The organism is Lysinibacillus sp. Ag94, from assembly GCF_023242215.1.
Taxonomy (GTDB): Bacteria; Bacillota; Bacilli; order Bacillales_A; family Planococcaceae; genus Lysinibacillus.
On the sequence record NZ_CP096780.1, the window covers coordinates 111,950 to 134,677 of the forward strand.

Genomic DNA, 22,728 nt, shown 5'->3' on the forward strand with positions numbered 1-22,728 from the left:
ATGCGAGTGAAGCGGCTCAGCGGACGCCCCGGGAAGCTTTGCTCTGTAGCGAAAGCGAAGCGGCAGCTACAAAATGACCAGTCGGAACGGAAATCAACCCTTCGTTTTGCAGAGGAGTAGTACTTTGTTTAAATAGACACCTTGTTGTCATTGAATATAATAGTTTTCAACAACATGAAGAGCCTATGACATTACAATCTGTCATAGGCTTTTTTTGTTCGCTCTATAAGATAATAGATAGGTTGATGCTGACATAAAGAAATCTCAATTTCAGGATACACCGATTTCATTTCTTGTGAAAAAGTTTTAAAAATTAATGGATTATGCTTTATGGCACCACCATTACAATAAAGGCTGAATGCTTCGCCCTTATAATCAATTTTTTTCACCACAGCACATGCAAGGAGTACTAATTCATGAGCAGCACGCATTGATATTTGAATAGCGCATGAATCCTTTTTGGTCACAGCCTCTGCTAAAAATGCACTCATTTTTGCAAGCTGCGCGTTTGTGTAGGATGGACGGAATAGCCAAGAAGCTAGCTCTGTAACATCTTGGATTCGTAAGTAATCATAGACAGCACTTTTCAATATGGTCGGCTCACCACGCCCGTCTTCCATGCGGAAAATGGCGCGTATAATTTCTTGTCCTAACCAATAGCCACTGCCTTCATCTCCTGCACGGTGCCCCCAACCACCTGCACGTACGATTTGTGTACCATCATATGCGTACGCAATAGCTCCGGTTCCAGCAATGAGTAATGCGCCTGCCTGTCCAGCAGTAACACCAAGTAAAGTGGCTTGTGCATCATTTTCTATAATAAGCGTATCTATCTTTAACTGTAATGTAGATAGTGCACTATGAACGATTGCTGATACGGCTTCATGATCTTTGGGAGAATCAATCCCAGCCATTGCGAAGGTAGCAACGGCAATAGTTGAGGTATCTTGCTGTTGTAAAAAACCTTGCACATTTGCTAATAAAGCTTGCAATATTTCTATAGAAGCTGTAGCACCAATCGCTTGATAATTCGAGCCACTGCTTGATGTTGTATATTTTATTTCACCTGACTCGGCATGTACGAGCGCACATGCCGTTTTTGTAGCACCACCGTCAATAATAAGTAGCCATTCCATCATTGATTCCATTCCTCGAAAATTAATGTTAATTGTTTTTCTGCCTCAACAATTTTAGACTCTTTCAAACTGACCCACTCTTTAAGGTTATGAGTATTGGCCTTGGAGCGTTCAAGAGATTCTTTCATCGTTGCGGGCGCTGGACCACCAAGTAATGTACGTACACCAACGAAAGTTTCTGGTTTTAATGTGCTATAAAAATCTTCCTCAGAAATTTTTAATGGCTTACCAGTAATTAATTTAGATTGTGTATTGGCAAGACCCCATGTAAGACTTGCTAGAGATTCCTCCCCATGAGAGAGCAATACTTTAATACATTTACTAACAATACTATGTGCTTGGCGGAAGGAAATCCCTTCAGAGCGCACAAACGTATCTGCGAGCTCTGTCACATTGGCAAAGCTATTTTCTGCTCGATTTCTTAGTTTTTTCTTGTTTACATCCATCGTGACAACAAGTGAACCAAATAGTTTGTAAATACCTATTAAACGGTCGATCGCGCGCCATAAATAAGGTTGCATATCATCCTCTGTGTCTACGATATCTCCAAAAGGTGTATTATGTACCATTTGTAACACTGTACTAGCATCACCAACAACCGCTGATAGCAATGAACGTGTATGCTCTATCGAAACAGGATTGCGCTTTTGTGGCATGATAGAGCTAACTTGCACGTACGGGCTTGCTAGCGTAAACGCATTGAATTCCTGTGTAGCCCAAAGTAAGAAATCTTGGGATGTACGGCCAAGATTAAGTGCCGCAAGTTGCACGATACTCGCTGCCTCCGCAATATAATCTGCTCCAGCAACAGCATCCCACGCATTTTCGATAATATCATCGAATGCCAATAACTCACGCATGCGCTCTCGACTAATATTGAAGCCTGTTGTCGTTAATGCCGCGGCCCCCATACTACTGCGATTCACCGTTTTATAGACATGCTGTAAACGTTCAAAATCTCGTTCAAGTTGATCGATGACAGCTTTCAAATAATGCGCAAAGGTTGTTGGCTGTGCTTGCTGCGTATGAGTATAGCCAATCATAATCGTATCAACATGCTCCTCAGCCGCTGCGATTAAATCATCTCGTAATGTCAGTAATTCTTGCATAAGCAATAACAATTTTTTTCTTAAAGTCATGCGATAGATGGCAATGCCCATATCATTACGACTTCTACCAATGTGAAGATTCCCTGCAACATCACCAGCAAGCTCTATTAATTTATTTTCGATGCGGAAAAACAAATCCTCATATCGCGGGCTGTAATCCTCTATACGATAATAGTTCAAGTCTAGTTTTTTTAAAGCAGTACCAATTTCTTTAGCTTCTTCTTGTTTAACTAAACCCTGTTCTTCTAACATTTTTAAGTGTGCAATATTGATTTGCAACATAATTGTTAAAAAGTTTTTCTTGGCTTCATCGTAAGCCGGTTGCAAGACAATTTTACGATAAATATTGGAAGGAAAGATCATCCCATCTTCTCGCTGGGTCTTGTTGCGGAAATCTTCAAACATAGTTATTGCCTCCTAGTAGATTAGCAGTTATATGGCCGAACCAGCACTGCCTTTAGATAACTTCTCGGAAATAATCAATACAATTAAAATTAAACAAATTTGTAAGACACCGTATGCACAAGCAGTACCAAATTTAAAAGAATACAATTTTTGAAATATCGCCACTGATAATGGGATCGTTGACGTACTGTAAAGAAGAATAGACGCTACGAATTCGCCGAAGCTTTGAACAAGTGCTAGTAATGTACCCGCCAAAATGCCCGTAAATGTAAGTGGTAGTACAATACGTCTAAATGAATACCACCAGGTTGCACCTAAGCTTCGTGATGCTTCTTCGATAGATTGATCTAATTGCACAAGTGATGCAGATGTCGATCGGAAAACAAGGGGTAAATGTCTAATAAAATAAGCTAACGGCAAAATCCAAAATGTCCCGATAAGAACCTGATTAAAAGAGAATATATTTTCCGTACTAAAAGCTGCGATCAGATTGACAGCTACAACGGTACCCGGCAATGCCCAAGGAACCATGATTAAAATATCGAGTAATGTTTTACCTTTAAAATTTAAGCGCACCATAGCATAGGCTGCAGCAACACCGAAAATGATATTGCCGAGCGTGGCAACAATCCCCATTCGAACGGAATTCCAAATCGGCCGCCACGTCCGTTCATCTGTAAAAAGAGCATAATAATGATCTAATGTATAATCTGTTGGGAGAATTTGCGTTTTCCATGCACCATCAACGGAAAATGAAATTAATATAAGCACTAAAATCGGCAAAATTAAAATTAATGTCCCTATGAAAGACGCAATAGTCGCCATAACTTTCATGCCTCTTGAAGACACTTCGGATCGATGAACACTAATACCTTTGCTAAGATTTTGGTAATTTCGGCGGTTTTGATACCAGCGCATAATAATTAAAAAGGTAATGGACACAAAGGATAAAATCATAGATTGTGTCGCTGCCATATTTAAATTCCCATTCGTACGTGATAAATAGATTTGCATGGTCATCGTGCGTTCAACACCGAACATTAAAGGTGCAGTGTAGGATGCCATAGAAATCATAAATACGAGTAGGGATGAGGCAACAATCGAGGGTGTTAACATGGGTAGAATAATCTTTGTCCATATTCGAACACGCCCGGCACCTAAGCTAGTTGCGGCTTCTTCTAAAGCTGGATCAAGACCTTTTATAGCTGCTGAGGCGGTTAAGTAGAAGTAAGTGTACATAGTGAATGTATGTACGACGATAACTCCCCATATGCCTTTTAATGAAAATGGAACTTGCTCTAAATCGAATAGGTGCTGAAACGCACGTGGGAAAATCCCACTCTCTCCATACAAAAATGTAAAGGACAGCACACCTACTAGCGGCGGAAGAGCCATGGGTACCAATACTAAAACAGAGAGTATCCGTCTGCCTGGGAAATCATAGCGTTCCAGTAAAAATGCCATAGTTACACCGACGATTGCACAGCAAATAACACTGATAACGGATATATAAATACTAGTCCATAATGCTTCTATATTTGCTGGGCTAGCTATATTAAAAAAATTTTTATAATTAGATAGTGCATCATCACCAGAAAAGCTTTCTGTAAAAGTTTGATAGAACGGGTATACTACATAGGCAAACAACACTAAAAATAAAGGTGCAACTAAAATATAGACAAACCAATTTGAGCTAGTTAGTCGTGTCCATGCATTTCCTTCAGAAGGATTGAGGTGTGTTTTTTCCATGTTGTTACCCTCCTATTCTCCTAAAAAATACAGTGAATCTTGGGCTATATTTAAGGTGATGTCTTCACCAATTTTTTTAAGTTGACCGTTCATATTGATAATCATTACTTTTAGTGAAAAATCTAGACATTCTACAATGTAGTTCACACTTATTCCTGTAAATTCAACAAAAGTGATTTTACCTGTTAATGTGTTTTCACCAGTACCTTGATTAATGGATTCAGGGCGAATAGAAATAAATACTTTGTCTCCAATCATATGCGTTAAAGTGGGGGAGCTCTGTTGCTTTCGCCCAGTCAAAACAAGTCCACTTGTCGTTTTTACTTGTATATCGTCACCATTAACAGCATCAATTGTCGCCTCAATTAAGTTTGTCTCACCAATAAAATCTGCGACGAAGCGGTTAGAAGGTTGATTATAAATTTCTTGCGGAGTACCGATTTGTCTGACGTTCCCATTTTCCATGACCATGATCCGATCTGACATGGACATAGCCTCCATTTGATCATGCGTAACATAGATGGTTGTAACACCAAGCTCGGATTGAATACGTTTTATTTCTACGCGCGTTTCTTCGCGTAATTTAGCATCTAAATTCGACAATGGCTCGTCTAACAATAAAATATCGGGCTCTATTACAAGTGCTCTTGCCAATGCAACCCGTTGCTGCTGACCACCAGATAATTCATTAATTTTCCGATTCCCATATTGCGATAAATGAACAAGCCCTCTAATACGGTCGACCTTTTGTTTGATTTCCGACTTCGAAAATTTTCGTACTTGTAATCCAAAGGCGATATTTTCATCTACCGTCATATGTGGAAAGAGGGCATAATTTTGAAACACCATACCGATATTTCGTTTATTAGGTTGAAGCCTTGTCACATCAAAATCATCAAAAAGAATTTTCCCTTCTGTTGGGTAATAAAAGCCGGCTATCATTCTTAGTGTAGTCGTTTTCCCACAACCACTTGGGCCGAGGAAGGTGAAAAATTCACCAGCTTTAATATGAAGATCTAAATTTTTTACGCCATGAATGTGACCGAATTTCTTAGAGACATTTTTTATTTTGACACTTTTCAACTGAAATGCTCCTTTCTTGTTAAAAAATTAGTTACATGAAGCCTCGAGCAAACATATACTCGAGGCTTAAAAATATACGCAATATTCGTAGGTGTTTTAGAGGTCAAAAATCTTTAATAATCGGTCACTTTTTTCCGCGTCCTTTAATATTGTTATCCCAATACTCCATCCATTCTGCTTCTTTATCAGACATGAGTGTCCAGTCTATATCAAAAGTTTTTAAGTCTAATTCTTTATACCACTCAGGCATTGAAGCTTTATCGATATCTGAGCGAGTAGGAATTTGATAGTAATCGTTTGCTAGTTGAGTCACCATTCCTTTTTCAAATAAGAACTCTACGAAGAGCTTTGCATTTTCTAAGTTTTTAGCATTGTTAACAACAGCAACACCATCAACTAAAATCGGTGCACCACTTTTCGGATAAATATAATCAAACGGATAATCAGTCGTATATTTCTTTAATAAAATATCTTGCAAATTCCATAAAGAAACACTGCCTTCTTGTCTTGTCATCTTTAAATAAAGTGCATTCGGATCTTGTGTATATTCCTTCGTGTTGGCATCTAATTTTAATAACCAATCATAGCCTTTCTCAGGTGTATCTGCACCTTGACGTAAAATCATAGATGAATAAATAGTACGCATCGTCCCAGATGCTAACACACCACGAATTAAAATTTTATCTTTCCACTTTGGATCTAATAATTCATCCCAATCTTGTGGACCTGTTTCTTTCTTTAATACGTCGCTATTAATCATAATAACTTCTGGCAATAACATTTCACCAAACCAACGACCATCCGCATCTTTATAGGCTGCATCAATGGAGTCGTTAAAACTAGGCTTCCAAGCTTGAAGTAAACCTTCATTGGCACCGACAGTTAGTGCAGATTGCGTACCGCCCCACCAAAAATCAGCCTGAGGATTTGCTTTTTCACCACGTAGGCGTTCTAAAATTTGCTGTGCGCCCATCGTTAAAAATTCCACTTCAATGTCCGGGTACTTTTCATTAAACTGATCGATTACTTTTTGCACCATTTCTTCATCGCGCCCTGTATAAATAACAAGCTTTCCAGATGGCTTAGCTGCTACATCGGTCTTTTCAGAACTGGACGTTTTGTCGCCATCTTTTGTAGTAGCCTTGTCACTACTACAAGCAGCTAAGACAAGAAGCATCAGCACAAGTAAAAAACCGAAAATACGTGTTTTCTGCATAATCTTCCCCTCCCTAATAGTGAAAAACTTACATACTATCAGTATAATCCATAGACCGTACATTAATGTTAGAATAATTAAAAAATTATAATTATATTATCTTAGCTAAGATTTCTAGTATAAGAGTTTTGAGGATAGAATATCGAAAATGTAAGTGAACAATTGATTTTGAAAGGGGTCCCTAAATTATCATTCTAGGGGTTCAGGTGTGATCCGCTCTCTATCAAGGAGAGAATAGGGATCCTCAAAATTTTCTCAGCGAGTCGGTGCATCACACTGGGCGAGTGGATATATTGCTGCACTACTCGCTGTAATTAAAATTGCCGTTTTCATTACCTAGTGTTAGTTAAATACAGAAATTAAGGGAGATGGATCAAAAAAATGATCTATCTCCCTATAATGTAGTTTAAAGTATTTACTTACTGACAGGCTCTAAAGATTTTCCCTTTTGTCGTCGCTGCGAAAGTATTGTCGGTAACATCATACCTAAAATAACTAAAATAATACCCGCTATTTGTAAAGAAGTTAATGGCTCATGGAGAACAATAACAGAAACGGTTACGGCAACGGGCAACTCCATAGCACTTAAAATAGAGGCAAGAGCTCCGCCCACTTTCGGAACAGCTATAGAGAATAAATAAATTGGCAAAATAATACCAAAGAGACCTAGTGCTAGTCCGAATTTCCATAACCCCCCGGCGAATAATTTGCCGTTCCAAAGAACTTCAGGGTTTAGGAAAATACCAATAATGATAAGAGCGACAAAGGAAACAATCAACACGCGTGAGGTCGTTGTAATACCTTCCACGTGACGAGAGTTAAATTGAATAAAGCAAGCAAAAGTAAAGGCAGCAGCAAAACCTAGTAGCCAGCCTTGAATAGGAATATCGCTCAAATCTACATTTAGTACGCCAGCAGCTAAAATCGTTCCAGCAAATAATACAATGATGGAAATCACTTCAGTCCGACTTGGTAAGCGTTTATGAAGGGCACAATCTATTAATAAGCCAATCCACGTGAATTGGAAGAGCATTACTACTGCAAGAGAGGCTGGTAGATACTTTAATGATTCGCCGTATATAATTCCTGTAGTTCCGGTAAATATCCCGGCGCACACCAAAATAAGCAGTCCCTTTTTAGAGAGCTTTGGTAATTGTCTTTGTGTTACTATAAAAATTGTTGCAACCAGCATAAAGCCAATAATATATTGACTCGATACTGCCTCTCCTGTTGTAAAGCCATGCTGCATAGCTACTTTGACAATTGTCGATAGTACACCGTAGCTACTAGAAGCGATGACAATTAAAAGAGGATAAAATAAATTTTTCTTCATGTTTTTTCACTTCCTAAAATTGCTTCACCATATGATGAAATGGTTCATCGATTATGGACCATGGCTCGGTAACGACAAAGCCCATGCGTTCATAAAGGCGACGAGCGTCCTCTTTTTCCGTTTCAACATTTAATGATAATTTTGTATAGCCTCGTTTTTCTGTTTCCTCTATGGCAAATTGCAGTAATAATGTTCCTATTCCTTTACCACGAGCTTCTGGTGCTACACAAATAGTATCAATATAATATTCATCTTCATGAGCCTCTTTATCGATGATGATGGATGGCGCATTTTTTTCTTCAAGCCATTTTACGAGATTTGCATCCATATGAATGGCTTCGGCACCATTATAAAAAACAAGAGTTCCTAATACTTGCTCATTTAGAGCAGCAACAAAAGTATTTAAATAGGAATGTCGATTGTCCTCACGCTTGAATAGTACAGTAAGTTCTTGTTCAACGGCTTTCGCTGTTTGTTCACCTGTTAAACGGTTGGCAATATCACCAATCGCATCAATAATTAATGGTACAACGGCATGGGCATCCTGTGGTTGCGCTTGTCGAATTGTAATACTCATTGTCAAAATCCCTACCTTTCTATAGGCAAGTATAACAAAGATAGAGGATGACTCAAGTTTTTGAGTAAATGGGGATATTTTGATGGCATCATTAACTTCTTTCAGTGGGTGCCAAATACTTGCCGTAAGAAGTTAAAGTCTCCGGCGAATGTCTTGGAATCGGAAGGGAGTGCTTTGTGCCAGGGCATAATTGATTATTTTTCCGAAAGTTTAAAACTTTATACGACATCAATTTTCATGTTAATCTATAATGACTAGAGTTTCGGGAGGACAACAATGACAAAGGAAGATAAGGATTATATTTTAGTTTATGGAGATGCTTTTATTGACTATATCGCTGATGATGTAACAAATACATCTTTTACTAAATATATGGGTGGTGCAACAGTAAATGTTGCTGCGGGAATTAGCCGTATCGGTGCTCCATCTGCGTTAATTACGATCACAGGAGATGACGAAGGATCTCAGTTTGTTCGAGATGGCCTTGTACAAGAAGGGGTCAGCCTGGATTATGCGGTATTTAACCCTGCGAAGCGTGTTAGCGGTGTCTATGTACATTTAACGGAAGCATGTGAGCGAATTTTTAAGGATTATGTCGATGAGACGCCAGATTTACAAGTAGAAGCAACACAATTAAATGAAGCAGCTTTTAAACATGCATCTGCTTTAACTGTGTGCTCAGGTACAATGTTCCATCCTACAGCCCTTGATACTACACGTGCTGCTGTAGAGATGGCAAAGGAAAAAGGGGCAATTATCGCAATGGACGCGAATATTCGCCCTCTACGCTGGAGCAGTGAGCAGGTTTGCCGTGAAACGATCACGTCATTTTTTGAGCACGTAGATATTTTAAAGGTTACTGATGAAGAATTATTTTTCCTTACAGAAACAACTAGCTTGGAAGAGGGCATTGAGCAATTAAACAGTTATTTAGTGCCCATTATTTTAGTAACAGTAGGGGAAAAGGGCACATTTGCGGTATTAAATGGTGAGGTTATCCATGTACCGACAGAAAAGGTTGTGCCAGTAGATACTACAGGTGCTGGAGATGCATTTATGGCTGGTGTATTACGCGATGTTCATTACAATGGTTTACCTACAACAGAAGAAGAACTTGTTCGTTGTGTAAGCTTTGGCAATAAGATGGGCGCTTTAGCAGCTACTAAAGCAGGGGCATTAACAGCTCTTCCATTTTATGATGATATTAAACATTTACTTAAATAATCGTTTGGAGCGTGCATACAATGGAGAAAAATTACGATGTATTAGTGAAGGATCGATTATTCTTTGGCGGTGCAAAAGATGCAGATTTAGCTTTTGAACAAGAAACGGTTGATATCGTGATTGATGTTCGAGTAAATGGCTTATCTAAAGAGGAGCAAGAAGCGGCTTCATATGCGTACAAGCATATGCCGATTGCAGATGAGGACATAGAGGTTGCACCATCAATTGAAAAAGTTGCGAAAGAAATTGTTTCTGCCTATGAGAATGGACAAAAAGTGTACTTCCATTGCGGAGGCGGGGGAGGTCGCGCAGGAGTGGCTGCCACTGCTGTATTAATGGAGCTTGGCATGGCCAATTCTCTAGAGGAAGCGGAAGTGGCGGTAAAGAAAGCCCGTCCACAAGTTACAATTCGTCCAAAAATGGCAGATGCTTTGCAGAAGCTATACAAATAAAAGAGAAGATGTACCAATAGTTTTTTCAACTTTGGTACATCTTCTTTTTTATAAATTGATTTATTTTTGAAAATATCATTCACTTTTATGTTTGTAAGTTAAAAATACAAATTTAGGAGTGAATCAATTGACTACATTTACACCCTTACAAGAGGCTCAAGCCTTTACAGAAGCTTTTTTATTGTCTAACGAGCAGGTATCTGTAAACCATCCTTATAAGAAGGATAAAGGTCGATATCCACGAGTGCGGAAATTTTTCCAAAATCATTTATTAAATGGTACAAATGATGCTTCCACCTATCAACAAGGTGTTGGGCAATTAATGATGTTCTGTGCCCAGTTCGCTCAACAAAAGGCATTGGTTGGAGAGCGTGATGCAGTTTACAAAGAAGTGGTTAATGCTGTTATTCCTAAACTTTTGAAAAGAACATATAATTTCCCGTCAATCAATCCGTTAGCAGGCTTTATTTATCTTGGTGTAGCGATGCTTAAAAAGTTGGATGAGTCTCAAAGCGATGTATCACTTTCTAATGTAGATGAGTTGTTAGATCGATACCGAGGCTATTTTGCTAATGAAGTATTAAGTTCTAAAGAAAACTATTCTTTAATGTATCATCGGACTCCGTCTGCTTGGACATATAATGACTCAGAAAAAGCGTACCGTTTTGCTACTGGACCATATTCGGGCCAAATAGGATACTGGATAACTACTGCAGATTTATCCACAGATCCTCAAAAAAAATACTTAGAGATGCCAACAGTTCTTGATAGCTCAGGACAAGTTTCTTTTGCTGGTATTCAGCCAGGAACAAGTGATAGAGATTATATAGATCACCATTCCTATTTCAACACTAAAAACGAGCGATTTATTCTTAACGAATCGCTAAATACAATTGCATTATGGATGGCGGCACATGTTTATGATGTAAAAGTGAATAAAACTGGAGCTTCATTAAATCCTGCATATAACTTGAAAAATGCAATCAGAGATGTTCTTAGCTATACTCATTGGGGTTCAAATACGTTAGTTGCTAATGATGCTAAAGGGTGCTTCCAACAAGAGCCATTTAACGATGCATTAACTGCTAAAAGAGTTCTGCCGGTTCATGGATATTCCGAAGTAAACTTAACGAATAATATGCTGCGATCTCGATTTGATTCTCCGGCATATAATACATTTGCAATAACATTCTTACAGATCTTTGCAAGCTTGATTGACAATCCAACAGTATCATCATGGTACAATCTTGTTCCAAATTCTGATTCAGATTCTGGAATTATGGTAGTTCAGATGATTAATACTTACCAAGATATATTTACAAACTATTCAATTATCAAAAATACTTTAATAAATAATTCGTTTAGCCAAGCTAAATATTGGGGTATGTACATTCCAGAAAACGCAATGTTAGGTTCATCCGAGTTGATTAAAAATCCATGGCAAATACCTAATAAGGGTGAGGGGATCAATCAAGCTATGGTCGGATTGTTCAATGTTTATCCTGGATTCGCAGGTCAAGGATCTACAAGTATTCATAAAATCGGGGAAGCAATTAAACTCCAACTTGAAGTTGGTCGAGCATTACATGGGCAAAATGCCTTCCCATCACACTGTCGTTCAGGTCTTTGGGATTTAGCTCGCTTAGATATATTAGCAGATGTTTCAAATACAGATGGGACTGTTAGCTCGGCTACAGACCTAACTACTACTGATAAAGAATCTCCAAACTGTGCTGGAGCACGTCGCACATTCTACACTTTAGCAATGGCGTTAGCAGTCGATGGTTGTAAAGGTTTTGAGTCGAATTAATGCATACGCGATTTAAGTGGAAGAAACATATGGATGATATTTGTTAAATTGATTAGAGTGAAGGCTAAGTGACTTCTTGGAGATCAGCGTCTCGGATGAGATTTTGTAGCGCAAGCGATGCGACTCATTGGACGCCCCAAGAAAGTGCTTAGCCGGATTATTTTTAACAGCCGATACATAAATTTGTGCTATACATATTAGAACAGATTTTGTTATAGTGATAATATAACAAAGATGAGGTGAATTATATGATGGAGGAATTAGCGAAAGTTCCATGGGCAGTCATCGCACCACTAATAGTCGTTCAATTTATTTTAATGATTGTAGCTTTAGTTGATTTACGTAAAGTCCATGCAACAAATGGCCCTAAAGTTTTATGGGCGCTTCTTATTATTTTTACAAATATTATTGGATCGATTGCGTACTTTATAGTTGGGAGAAAACAATCATGACGATATTACTTGAGGTAGCAGGACTTACAAAGCAATTTGCAGAAAAGGTAGTTGTGGATGGGATTGAGTTCTCTTTAGAAAAAAATACATCGACAGCTTTAATTGGACCTAATGGCGCTGGCAAAACAACCACATTATCGATGCTAACAGGTTTATTAAAACCAACCTCCGGAAGTGTAAAAATGCTAGATGGTCATTTAAGAGCTAATATTGGTTTCTTGCCACAATATCCGCAATTCTATCCTTGGTTAAGTGCGTTAGAGTTTACTGAAATGGCGGCAAAGTTAAATGGTGTGCCAGCAAAAAAAGCACAAGCAGAAGCCAAAAAAACACTTGAGTTTGTAGGTCTTGGTAATGATTTAAATAAGAAAATTTCTACGTTTTCTGGTGGCATGAAGCAACGGCTTGGCATTTCCCAGGCAATTGTTCATAAGCCTAAATTACTGTTATTAGATGAACCTGTGTCTGCATTGGATCCAGTAGGTCGTAGGGAAGTTCTTGATTTATTGAAGGGCTTACAGCAGGAAACAACGATTTTATATTCGACACATATTTTAAATGATGCTGAGGAGATGACAGATCAATTACTGTTTTTACGTGATGGAAAGCTAGTAGAGCAGGGGACATTACGTGAAGTTCGACAACGTTTCGAAGAATCAAATTATGTTGTAGAATTTAGCACTGAAAAAGAAGCACAACTTTTTGCCAGTCAATCTGAACTTATAGGAAAAGCTAAGGGCAGTTATGTATATATAGGAATTATTGATGAACAACCAAGTATGCAGGGGTTGCTTCAACATTTGAGTAGTTGTCCTTATGAAATACGAAAAGTAGAGCGTCAAACAGCATCGCTTGAAGAGATTTTCATGAAGGTGGCGAGAAAGATATGAGAGGATTTACTGTACTACTTCAAAAGGAATTCAGAGAAGCTTGGCGAAGCTGGAAGTTTTTATGGATACCTCTTGTATTTGCTTTGCTCGGTATGAGCGATCCACTGACGAACTATTATATGATGGATATTTTAAATGCTGTTGGTAACGTACCAGAAGGCTTTGAAATGTTGATGCCAGAATTAATGCCAGTGGATCTATTACAAGCTTCCATTGGACAGTTTCAGACGATAGGTTTACTCGTATTAATGGCAACTTTCGTAGGCACCATAAGTAAAGAAAGAGCAAGTGGAATGGCTACTTTATTGTATGTCCGTCCAATATCGTTCGGCGCTTATTTTATGAGTAAATTTATCGTCATGAGTACTGTTGGCCTTGTTAGTATATTAGCTGGTTTTACCGCGAGCGTATACTATACGGTCGTGCTTTATGGGACATTTGAGATAGGGACACTTATAGCAAGCTTTTTTACGTATTTTTCTTGGCTGCTCTTTGTGATAGCCGTGACATTAATGATGAGTGCAACTTTTAAAACAGTGGTAGCAACAGCATGTGCATTTGCTATCATATTTATTGGGCAAATATTGGATGCTTTAGTTGGGGCATTTTGGACAATATCACCGTGGAAATTACCGGTATATGGTGTTCAATTAATGAGGGGCACGATGGAGATGTCGGATTATTGGTGGAGCCTATCTATTACATTAGTTATCACCATAATTTGTATAGGTATAGGAATTTTGACAATGAAGAAAAACGCATCGATGACGAAAATTTAAAGGAAGTATGGAGGTAAAAATCCGCGTAAACTTTTAACATAGGGCACGAGCACTAAAACCAGCGGCGCTATCGATGAAAAACTGTAGCGGATTTTTACTATATTATTTTTTAAAGCATACGAGCATTCATCAGCAAAATAAGACCGACGAAAAACATTGCCCATGAAAGAGCAGAACTTGTGCTTTTATCAAAAAGCGCTTGTATTTTTCTTAACGGCTTATTCATAAAGCGTTTGAACAGTATGTGTAAGCAGAGTAATAGGATCGCTGGCGTAATCATTATTAGGTTATATCCCGCTATGATGGGCAACCATTCGTAAAAGGCTAAATGATTGCTCGTTAAAATACCTATTGCTGCAAAATAGGGTAAAGCTGTTGCCACTTCTACAAGAGAAGTCGTAAATCCTAAAGCAATCATTGCTCCTATACTAAACGCTTTCGGCTTAGGAGATCCCGATGTTTTTTTCTTTGGTACTAACCAACTTCCGACAAATAATATTGCCCCTACAATTATCATTACTAATCTAGCAGATTGATTATTTAATGCATTTGCAATTGGATCAAAAATAACATCTAAGCCAAGCATCAAAAAAATACCGGTACTAAAATAAAATAAAACCACTGTCGTTAAATAAGTTAATAGCAGTCGACTTTGTTGTTTTTTTGCCACAAGCAATACATATACAGTCACACCGATTATAGCAGGGCTCAACGTATCTAATATAGCTAAGACACCAATTACTGATAACGTCTCTATACTCATTGTTGGAGATCACCTTCTAGTTATTTTTAACTTCAAATATCGTAAAAGCATGTTCAATTAAATGTAAGAAAACTTCCTCTAACGGATACAATTCAACTTGTTCAGACTGTAAAGAAAATTTCTTTATTCACGTTTAATAATGCGTTGCACTGATTCTGATTCGCATTATAATTTCTTCTCAATTCCTTCAATCGACCTAATAGACTCTATTCTAAAGATTGTGGATTCTTCTGTTTTGGCTGTCGGCAATAAGAGACCAATTTCTTTATCATAACGCAGTGTCCGAACGGAAATCTCTGTTTGTTTAGATGCTTATGAATGACAAGAAAAAGCAAATCCCCCTTTTTGGCTATTACCAATATTATACATACCAATCCAATAATATTCAAAAAACTTTGCATAATTTTCAAGTAATCTAGGTATACTTGTTTATCTTCTTTTAGCAGGTGTTTGGACACTGTAAAAAAGTAGCATAAATAAATGGCCCGACGCCTCCAGGAAAGCACCCAGTTAAAACGAAAATCAACCCCACGTTATGGCAACAAGGCTATATGATGTAATTACTTATCTTGGAATATCCATAACTTAGGAATATAATGGAGCTATGAAACAGAATTTGTCTAATAACTCGGAAAATATGAAAATATAAGTAGGAGGAAGTGGAAAAATTGGCTACAGAAAATTCCGATCGCTTTCTTACAGCGTTTAATCGGATAGATCATAGGTTAAGAGATATTGTTGGCGCAAAGGACTTTATGCCCTTTTATCGTCTTATCGATCAAGCGAAGAAAAAGGAAGTACTAGTTCGTAAATACGAAGACGATCTGCGCTCGTATGCAGATTTACGAAATGCAATTGTTCATCATCGCACATCATTAGAGTATGTCATCGCTGAACCACATATAGATGTTGTGGAAAGAATTGAATATATAGATGCAACACTTGCTAAGCCAACACTTGTTGGCCAAATGTTTCATAAAAAAGTATTAATTTTTCAGGAAAGAGATTCACTAAAACATGTCTTAAAAGTTATACGTCATCGTAAATTTACACAGTTTCCCGTATATCATAAAGATCAATTTAAAGGGCTTGTAACGACAGTAGGAATTACAAATTGGCTAGCTACGATGATGGGAGGCGATCAAATACCTAAGAAAATTCCGTCTTTACATGATATTTTGATGCATGAAAAAAATAAGGTGAATTATAAATTTGTGAGTAGATACATAACGATTTACGAGGCCGAAGATATTTTTAAACAAGGTGTGGAACGGGGACGTCGCTTTGAAGCTTTATTAATAACGGAGCATGGTAAACCACATCAAAAACTAATCGGCATTGTTACACCATTAGATATTGTAAAAATAGATTAAGCAAGACGAGACAAGCTGTTAAGAGCTTGATCGTCTTGCTTTATCCTTCATGCTTATATAGAGGGAGCCGTTTGTTTGAACCTGAGCAAAATAAACATCCTCAACGGCTTGGACATTTTGCTTTTTCAGCTTTTTCATAAGCCAATCTTCAGTCAATTCAAGTTCAACTAAATTTTCATAAATAACCTTACCGTCAGAAAGCACTTCTGTTGGTATATAGGTTGGCGGCGTAACATCAGCTTTAACATCTTGCTTTGTAGCCGGTTGCTCAGCGGGTCTTGGTAACACACTTAATTTACCCGTCGTTTCAAGTAATGCATATTGGACATCTTGTATTGAGAATATGGCCTGTTCCCGTAGCATCATCGCTAACTCATCCATATGCAGACGATTTTTCTTTAAGGCGGACTCTAAAATAATTCCGTTTTGAATTAGGATTGTTGGCTTGTCATCAACAATTACACGAGCTTTTTTAGATTTAATAGTAATGATAGTCATAATATAAGTTAAGATGCTCCACCAAATGAGGGCAATAAGGCCATCTAAAAAGGGTGTTTCAGCCTGTGCTGCTATTTCAGAAGCAATGGAACCGAATGTGATACCTGTTGTATAGTGGAAGAAGGTTAGTTGCCCAAGCTGTTTTTTTCCTAGTAATCGGGTGACGATGAGTAGAGCAAAGAAGGAAAGTGTTGCCCTAAGTATCATTTCCCAAAAATCGGCTTTAAAAAATTCGTCTATATTCATACATAAATCACTCCCTTAAAACTGCTATTTTCAATGAATAGCTTGTGCAAAAAGGACAATTGTATGCGACGATCTCTTATAATGAAAATTTACAAAGATTAGAAAGGGAGGTGGCGGTATGAATAAACAAAATGGGAATTTAAACAATCCAGTCTATCCAATTATGATTGCAATAGCTGTTGCCCATCTTATCAATGATACAATGCAAGCTGTTATTCCAGCGATGTTCCCGATATTGAAGAGTGATTTAGGGTTAACTTTCACGCAAATAGGTCTTATTTCGTTCGCATTAAATATGTTTGCTTCTGCTCTGCAGCCTGTTGTTGGTTTTGCTAGCGATAAAAAGCCGATGCCTTACGCACTACCGATTGGGATGGCAAGCTCATTTATAGGCATTGCTATTATAGCGTTCACATCACAATATTGGATAATTATTATTGCAGTATTATTTTTAGGGTTTGGCTCAGCTATTTTCCATCCTGAGGGTTCTCGTGTTTCATTCATGGCAGCTGGCTCAAAAAGAGGACTTGCTCAATCAGTTTATCAGGTTGGAGGAAACTCTGGGCAAGCACTTGCACCACTAATTAGTGCTTATATTTTTGATATTTTTGGGCAACGTGGTGCAGCAATTGTCTTAGTAGTGGCAGCAATAGGTATTGTTTTATTGAGCAAAATTGCAGCGTGGTATAGAAAGCAGCTAGAGCAAGAACGTATAGCAAAGAAAAAACGAGTATTAGTTTCGAACTTGCCTCCATTAACAAAGAAACAAGTAGGTATTGCGTTAACGTTACTGTTTACGATTATTTTTGCGAGATCATTTTATACAACGAATATTACAAGTTTTTATGTGTTTTATTTAATGGATCATTATGATGTTAGTCTTCGTCTTGGACAAATATTAATTTTCACCTTTATGGCCTTTGGCGTCGTTGGCACATTTTTCGGAGGTTCATTATCCGATCGAATTGGTAGAAAAAACGTAATTTTACTGTCCGTTGTTGTGCCGATGCCATTTTGTTTGGCATTGCCTTATGTACCGTTATGGGCAGCAATGATATTTTTAGTGATTATCGGCACACTCATTATGATTAGCTTCTCAGTAACAGTTGTCTACGCACAGGAGCTTGTTCCAACAAAAATTGGAACAATGGCTGGTTTAACAACTGGTTTTGCTTTCGGAATGGGCGCAATCGGTGCGATGGTAATTGGTGTATTAATGGATCATAGGGGTATTGATTTTACGATGATGGTTGTATCTTTGCTTCCTTTATTATTACTAGTAGCATTTTTCTTACCTAAGGATAAACCAGCTTCGGCGGCGTAAAATAAACGCGTTCTCAAGTTTGAGAAACGCGTTTTTATTATTGGCGTAATGGAGATAAAAATTCAGCCGGAAGTTTTTCTTTATCTAGTACATAGCCCTCTGATATGTGAACTTCATGCATTTTATCGTTGTAAGTGAATTTAAAAATACCATTATCAAAGTCAGTGCCAATCTCTTTGAAAAATATACCTTCAATTGATACATATTTAGGACATGTAAATGCTACTTTAAAATCTTCGTGTTCTTGGATTAAATAAGCACGTACACCTTTTTCGTATGTATCGTTCGCATCGTCGTCAGTTGGACGTTGGACAGCTACAATGTGAAAATCAACAAAAGGAACCTCTTTTAGTAAGACGTTTAAGAAGGAACCCTTTGTAATCTCTTCCCAGCGACTTTGTGCACTTTGGCCTACAATAATTTGGGAGATTCCGTAATTTTTTGCCACTTCTGCAATAACCTTTTGGATGGGGCGCTTCTCATTATCTTGTAATATGAACTTTTCAATTTCAAGCTCATCAGATAACTTTTTCCATTGCTCAATGTAGCTAGATTTCTCTGCATCAAATGCATCAAGGGGTTGCGAATCGACCGAAAGAATATAGAGCGGACAATCTAACATTGTAGCCATTTTATGACCACGTCGTATTAATCGCTCACCGTTAAGTCCATAGTAGACACAAACTAATATACTTTCGTCTAAACGCCCTTTTACATGCTTCATAAAAATTAACACCTCTTATCTTGTCGTTATTTTGTCATTTTTACAGTCGGTTTTGAAAAAAATAGCCTAAAACAGCAAAAATCGATACTGATACAGTGCATTATGCTCATTTATATTGTATACTAAAAAACGTATAAAAGTTAATGATAATATATTGGGAAAACCTTGAGGAAACTGGGTTATCTCTATACTTTACAGTTATTTGAATTATGCATTCCGTACATTTAAGCCAATTGCCTCTATATGCCACACTATTATGCAGTTAGTTAATTAGTTAGTCAAGTGACTTGGTAAAACTATAGTGACATGGATAGTGTGTACATATTATCTCTCAAAAAGTCGTGCCATTTTCTAAAGGCTTTAAGGCAATACGTTATCGGTATTTAGGCTTCTCAGTAGAAAAAGTTCATAGCCTGAAAGACTCCCTTTGTTTTATGCAGTGTAATCACCAGAAACTTTTTCCCTGTATAAATTGAGCTAGATCTTTACCATTTGTTTTCCGATTCAAGGAGTACACACTTTATTACATGAATCAAATTTCAAGAGAATTTCTAATATGTTAGTTAGCTTTATTCATTTTTAGTGAGTTTTTTTAGGATCTCCAGCAATTGTTAAATTTTTGTGCGTGAAGCAAAGTATAAAACAGTAGTAACTTCAGTAGATTTGGGAATACTTTATTATCGGTTATTTTCTCATATACACAGTTTTTTCGCACCATATCATACAGTTGCTGAACGAAATTGTTAGTAGGAGGTTTTCACTTGGTTACAGTTCTCTTTGCGATTCTTTTACCAATTATCTGTGCTGCACTTATTCCACTACTTTATAGGCGACTAAGGCGTGTTGCACATCTAGGCTGGTTTGTGTTATCCGTTCCATTCATCTTGTTTCTTTTACTCGCGCGCTACATTCCTCAAATTGCCGAGGGTAAAACGTTTATGCATACATATGAGTGGATTCCCTCTTTTAATATAAATTTCACAACTTATCTCGACGGACTCAGTATGATTTTTGGTTTACTGATTACGGGTGTAGGTAGTTTAGTTATTTTATATTCTATTTTTTATTTATCAACGAAAGAATCTCTTCACCATTTTTACTGCTATTTATTACTATTCATGGGCGCTATGCTTGGCGTCGTCTTTTCAGATAATTTAATGGTCTTATACACATTTTGGGAGCTAACAAGTGTGTCATCTTTCCTGTTAATTGCATTTTGGCATCATCGAAAAGCATCTCGTGCTGGTGCAAGGAAAGCTATGACAATTACCGTTTTTGGTGGCCTTTCAATGTTAGCAGGCTTTTTGATGCTCTATGTAGCTGCAGGTACATTTAGTATTCGCGAAATCGTAGCCAATGTAGGCATTATACGAGATCATACACTGTTTAGCCCAGCATTAATCCTTATTCTAATTGGTGCATTTACAAAATCCGCACAGTTTCCTTTCCATATTTGGTTACCAGATGCGATGGAGGCGCCAACACCGGTTAGTGCTTATTTACACTCGGCAACGATGGTAAAAGCCGGTATATATTTAGTTGCACGTTTTTCCCCAGTATTTGGAGGAGAGGCTGTTTGGTTCTGGCTAGTAAGTGTGATTGGCCTTCTAACATTGTTCTGGGGTTCATTTAATGCTGTGCGTCAGACGGATTTAAAGGCGTTACTAGCCTTTTCAACGATTAGTCAACTTGGATTGATTATGAGCTTATTTGGGCTAGGATCGGTAGGTCATTATTACGGTTATGCGCCAGATACTGTTCTTTATACGCAGGCAAGCTTTGCAGCGTTGTTCCATCTTATTAATCACTCCACGTTTAAAGGTGCACTATTCATGATGGTTGGTATTGTCGATCATGAAGCAGGCACACGCGATATTCGCCGTCTCGGAGGGCTAATGGCCATAATGCCGATAACTTTCACAATTGCAGTCATTGGTGGATTTTCTATGGCAGGCTTACCTCCCTTTAATGGCTTCTTAAGTAAAGAAATGTTTTTCGCAGCGGTACTAGCGATTCGCAACGTAGAGGCATTTTCAATTGCTGATTTGGGACTACTCTTTCCAATAGTGGCATGGGTGGCAAGTATCTTTACATTTGTTTACTGTATGATTTTGATCAGCCGAACATTTTTCGGAAAACTACGGCTAGATAAGTTGGATAAAAAACCGCATGAAGCTCCGTTAGGGATGCTATTTTCGCCAATCATTCTGTGCATTTTTGTAGTTGGGATTTTCTTTTTCCCGAACGTGCTAGGGCATTATATTTTAGAGCCTGCTATGGCGAGCATTTATCCAACATTCCCATCAACGAGTGAATTAACGCCACATATTCATGCTTGGCATGGCATAAATGCAGAATTGTTAATGACGCTCGGTGTAATTATTATTGGGGTCATCTTATTTAAAACGTTAAAAAGCTGGAAGCCTTTGTATCGGATATTCCCGCAAAGATATACGTTTAATATGTATTACAATCGTATGATTGAGTTTAGTGAAAATAGTTCTGCGAAGCTTACTAATCGTTATATGACAGGCAATTTAACGCATTATTTTGTTTATATTTATGTATTTTTTGTTGCGCTAATTGCAGGATATTTTATTTGGTCGGATGCTAGTGCATTTAATTTTGCAAAGGATTCCACAATTGAGTCTTATGAGCTCATTTTAGTATTTGTGATGATGTTCGCCGCAGTATGGATAATTTTCGCTAAAGGACGTGTAACAGCCATGTTATTAAATGGCGTACTCGGCTATTCAATTGCATTTTTCTTTGTTATTTTCCGTGCCCCTGATTTAGCATTAACCCAATTAGTCGTTGAATCTGTAACAACTGCATTATTCCTTCTATGCTTTAAATATTTACCCGATTTAATGCCTGAAGCTTCGCGGAAAAAAAAGCAATGGTCTAAGGCGATTATATCCATTTTCGTTGGCGCCACAGTTACTTTAATTGGCTTAGCGGTTGTCCATTTTGATCGCTTTAAGCCAGTGGCTACTTACTTCAATGATTCCTACGAACTCGCGGGTGGCTCAAATATTGTCAACACAATATTAGGCGATTTCCGTGCATTTGATACGATGCTAGAAGTGGTCGTTCTTCTGATTGCAGGCTTAGGAGTATATACATTAACGAAGCTAAAGCCACGAAAGGAGGAAACGGATCATGAAAATCAATGACGTCATTTTACGTACTATCACAAAGACGGTCGTCTTCATTATTTTAACCCTTGGTATTTATCTATTCTTTGCAGGGCATCATGCTCCTGGTGGAGGTTTTATAGGTGGTCTCGTGCTGGCCTCTGGCATTGTTCTGTTGTATTTAGCATATGACATTGAAACGGTGCATAAAGGAATGCCATTGGATTTTAAAAAAGTTGCGGCGCTTGGCGTATTACTTGCGACAGGCACAGCAATCGGCTCATTATTTTTCGATGTTCCGTTTTTAACGCAAACACATAGTTATATAAATGTACCGATATTTGGGAAAATGGGCTTTTCGACTGTAACAATTTTCGAGGCTGGCGTAGCTTTAACGGTAGTAGGTGTTGTAGTCACAATAATTTTAAGTATAAGTGAGGATGAGTAG

Annotated in this window: 20 protein-coding genes; 10 read left to right on the plus strand and 10 right to left on the minus strand. The window is 37.9% G+C overall.

What is annotated here, in order from left to right:
* Positions 1-191: 191 nt before the first annotated feature.
* The 7 genes from MY533_RS00560 to MY533_RS00590 all read right to left on the minus strand — a co-directional run bounded on the left by MY533_RS00560 (position 192) and on the right by MY533_RS00590 (position 8,608).
* Positions 192-1,139, minus strand: coding sequence for an N-acetylglucosamine kinase (locus tag MY533_RS00560; protein WP_248717635.1), 948 nt, complete (start codon positions 1,137-1,139; stop codon positions 192-194).
* The gene (argH, locus tag MY533_RS00565; protein WP_248717636.1) at positions 1,136-2,650 is read right to left on the minus strand and encodes an argininosuccinate lyase; all 1,515 of its coding nucleotides are present in this window, start codon (positions 2,648-2,650) and stop codon (positions 1,136-1,138) included. Before argH ends, MY533_RS00560 begins: the two co-directional genes overlap by 4 nt.
* A 27-nt stretch (positions 2,651-2,677) precedes the next feature.
* On the minus strand, positions 2,678-4,399 hold the full coding sequence (locus MY533_RS00570) for an ABC transporter permease (protein ID WP_248717637.1): 1,722 nt from the start codon (positions 4,397-4,399) through the stop codon (positions 2,678-2,680).
* Between the two features lie 12 nt (positions 4,400-4,411).
* On the minus strand, positions 4,412-5,482 hold the full coding sequence (locus MY533_RS00575) for an ABC transporter ATP-binding protein (protein ID WP_248717638.1): 1,071 nt from the start codon (positions 5,480-5,482) through the stop codon (positions 4,412-4,414).
* Between the two features lie 124 nt (positions 5,483-5,606).
* The gene (locus MY533_RS00580; RefSeq protein ID WP_248717639.1) at positions 5,607-6,698 is read right to left on the minus strand and encodes an extracellular solute-binding protein; all 1,092 of its coding nucleotides are present in this window, start codon (positions 6,696-6,698) and stop codon (positions 5,607-5,609) included.
* A gap of 415 nt (positions 6,699-7,113) precedes the next feature.
* Positions 7,114-8,031 carry an EamA family transporter gene (locus tag MY533_RS00585; RefSeq protein ID WP_248717640.1) on the minus strand — a complete coding sequence of 306 codons (918 nt, stop codon included), beginning with the start codon at positions 8,029-8,031 and terminating at the stop codon, positions 7,114-7,116.
* Positions 8,032-8,044: 13 nt separating this feature from the next.
* The gene (locus MY533_RS00590) at positions 8,045-8,608 is read right to left on the minus strand and encodes a GNAT family N-acetyltransferase (protein WP_248717641.1); all 564 of its coding nucleotides are present in this window, start codon (positions 8,606-8,608) and stop codon (positions 8,045-8,047) included.
* Positions 8,609-8,884: 276 nt separating this feature from the next.
* Here MY533_RS00590 and MY533_RS00595 point away from each other — a divergent pair, with 276 nt between their 5' ends.
* The 6 genes from MY533_RS00595 to MY533_RS00620 all read left to right on the plus strand — a co-directional run bounded on the left by MY533_RS00595 (position 8,885) and on the right by MY533_RS00620 (position 14,215).
* On the plus strand, positions 8,885-9,832 hold the full coding sequence (locus MY533_RS00595) for a carbohydrate kinase family protein (protein ID WP_248717642.1): 948 nt from the start codon (positions 8,885-8,887) through the stop codon (positions 9,830-9,832).
* Positions 9,833-9,852: 20 nt separating this feature from the next.
* Positions 9,853-10,284, plus strand: a complete 432-nt coding sequence (locus MY533_RS00600; RefSeq protein ID WP_248717643.1) for a protein-tyrosine phosphatase family protein — start codon at positions 9,853-9,855, stop codon at positions 10,282-10,284.
* A gap of 127 nt (positions 10,285-10,411) precedes the next feature.
* On the plus strand, positions 10,412-12,094 hold the full coding sequence (locus MY533_RS00605) for a hypothetical protein (protein WP_248717644.1): 1,683 nt from the start codon (positions 10,412-10,414) through the stop codon (positions 12,092-12,094).
* A 248-nt stretch (positions 12,095-12,342) separates the two neighbouring features.
* The gene (locus MY533_RS00610) at positions 12,343-12,546 is read left to right on the plus strand and encodes a PLD nuclease N-terminal domain-containing protein (protein ID WP_132363619.1); all 204 of its coding nucleotides are present in this window, start codon (positions 12,343-12,345) and stop codon (positions 12,544-12,546) included.
* Positions 12,543-13,436, plus strand: coding sequence for an ABC transporter ATP-binding protein (locus MY533_RS00615; protein ID WP_248717645.1), 894 nt, complete (start codon positions 12,543-12,545; stop codon positions 13,434-13,436). Before MY533_RS00610 ends, MY533_RS00615 begins: the two co-directional genes overlap by 4 nt.
* The gene (locus MY533_RS00620) at positions 13,433-14,215 is read left to right on the plus strand and encodes an ABC transporter permease (RefSeq protein ID WP_248717646.1); all 783 of its coding nucleotides are present in this window, start codon (positions 13,433-13,435) and stop codon (positions 14,213-14,215) included. Before MY533_RS00615 ends, MY533_RS00620 begins: the two co-directional genes overlap by 4 nt.
* Positions 14,216-14,324: 109 nt before the next feature.
* Here MY533_RS00620 and MY533_RS00625 read toward each other — a convergent pair whose 3' ends face one another.
* The gene (locus MY533_RS00625; RefSeq protein WP_248717647.1) at positions 14,325-14,978 is read right to left on the minus strand and encodes a GAP family protein; all 654 of its coding nucleotides are present in this window, start codon (positions 14,976-14,978) and stop codon (positions 14,325-14,327) included.
* 668 nt (positions 14,979-15,646) lie between these two features.
* Here MY533_RS00625 and MY533_RS00630 point away from each other — a divergent pair.
* A complete protein-coding gene (locus MY533_RS00630; protein WP_371873282.1) occupies positions 15,647-16,351 on the plus strand; it encodes a CBS domain-containing protein in 705 nt (234 codons plus the stop codon).
* 18 nt (positions 16,352-16,369) lie between these two features.
* Here the strand turns inward: MY533_RS00630 and MY533_RS00635 are convergent, their stop codons facing one another.
* Positions 16,370-17,095, minus strand: coding sequence for a DUF421 domain-containing protein (locus MY533_RS00635; RefSeq protein ID WP_371873283.1), 726 nt, complete (start codon positions 17,093-17,095; stop codon positions 16,370-16,372).
* A gap of 118 nt (positions 17,096-17,213) precedes the next feature.
* Between MY533_RS00635 and MY533_RS00640 the strand changes: the two genes are divergently transcribed.
* Complete coding sequence (locus tag MY533_RS00640) at positions 17,214-18,419, plus strand: MFS transporter (RefSeq protein WP_132363609.1); 1,206 nt, start codon at positions 17,214-17,216, stop codon at positions 18,417-18,419.
* 37 nt (positions 18,420-18,456) lie between these two features.
* Here MY533_RS00640 and MY533_RS00645 read toward each other — a convergent pair whose 3' ends face one another.
* The gene (locus tag MY533_RS00645) at positions 18,457-19,143 is read right to left on the minus strand and encodes an adenine nucleotide alpha hydrolase family protein (protein WP_132363607.1); all 687 of its coding nucleotides are present in this window, start codon (positions 19,141-19,143) and stop codon (positions 18,457-18,459) included.
* A 761-nt stretch (positions 19,144-19,904) separates the two neighbouring features.
* Between MY533_RS00645 and MY533_RS00650 the strand changes: the two genes are divergently transcribed.
* Positions 19,905-22,319, plus strand: a complete 2,415-nt coding sequence (locus MY533_RS00650; RefSeq protein ID WP_248717649.1) for a Na+/H+ antiporter subunit A — start codon at positions 19,905-19,907, stop codon at positions 22,317-22,319.
* Entirely contained in the window at positions 22,306-22,728 is a 423-nt protein-coding gene (locus MY533_RS00655) for a Na(+)/H(+) antiporter subunit B (RefSeq protein ID WP_132363603.1), read from the plus strand. Before MY533_RS00650 ends, MY533_RS00655 begins: the two co-directional genes overlap by 14 nt.

Bases quoted from the DNA above. Each gene is read 5' to 3' on its own strand.
- MY533_RS00610 (WP_132363619.1), top strand. From the start codon at position 12,343: ATGATGGAGGAATTAGCGAAAGTTCCATGGGCAGTCATCGCACCACTA.
- MY533_RS00600 (WP_248717643.1), top strand. From the start codon at position 9,853: ATGGAGAAAAATTACGATGTATTAGTGAAGGATCGATTATTCTTTGGC.
- MY533_RS00645 (WP_132363607.1), bottom strand. From the start codon at position 19,143: ATGAAGCATGTAAAAGGGCGTTTAGACGAAAGTATATTAGTTTGTGTC.
- MY533_RS00615 (WP_248717645.1), top strand. From the start codon at position 12,543: ATGACGATATTACTTGAGGTAGCAGGACTTACAAAGCAATTTGCAGAA.
- MY533_RS00590 (WP_248717641.1), bottom strand. From the start codon at position 8,608: ATGAGTATTACAATTCGACAAGCGCAACCACAGGATGCCCATGCCGTT.
- MY533_RS00620 (WP_248717646.1), top strand. From the start codon at position 13,433: ATGAGAGGATTTACTGTACTACTTCAAAAGGAATTCAGAGAAGCTTGG.
- MY533_RS00635 (WP_371873283.1), bottom strand. From the start codon at position 17,095: ATGAATATAGACGAATTTTTTAAAGCCGATTTTTGGGAAATGATACTT.
- argH (WP_248717636.1), bottom strand. From the start codon at position 2,650: ATGTTTGAAGATTTCCGCAACAAGACCCAGCGAGAAGATGGGATGATC.
- MY533_RS00585 (WP_248717640.1), bottom strand. From the start codon at position 8,031: ATGAAGAAAAATTTATTTTATCCTCTTTTAATTGTCATCGCTTCTAGT.
- MY533_RS00595 (WP_248717642.1), top strand. From the start codon at position 8,885: ATGACAAAGGAAGATAAGGATTATATTTTAGTTTATGGAGATGCTTTT.
- MY533_RS00655 (WP_132363603.1), top strand. From the start codon at position 22,306: ATGAAAATCAATGACGTCATTTTACGTACTATCACAAAGACGGTCGTC.
- MY533_RS00570 (WP_248717637.1), bottom strand. From the start codon at position 4,399: ATGGAAAAAACACACCTCAATCCTTCTGAAGGAAATGCATGGACACGA.
- MY533_RS00625 (WP_248717647.1), bottom strand. From the start codon at position 14,978: ATGAGTATAGAGACGTTATCAGTAATTGGTGTCTTAGCTATATTAGAT.
- MY533_RS00580 (WP_248717639.1), bottom strand. From the start codon at position 6,698: ATGCAGAAAACACGTATTTTCGGTTTTTTACTTGTGCTGATGCTTCTT.
- MY533_RS00560 (WP_248717635.1), bottom strand. From the start codon at position 1,139: ATGATGGAATGGCTACTTATTATTGACGGTGGTGCTACAAAAACGGCA.
- MY533_RS00640 (WP_132363609.1), top strand. From the start codon at position 17,214: ATGAATAAACAAAATGGGAATTTAAACAATCCAGTCTATCCAATTATG.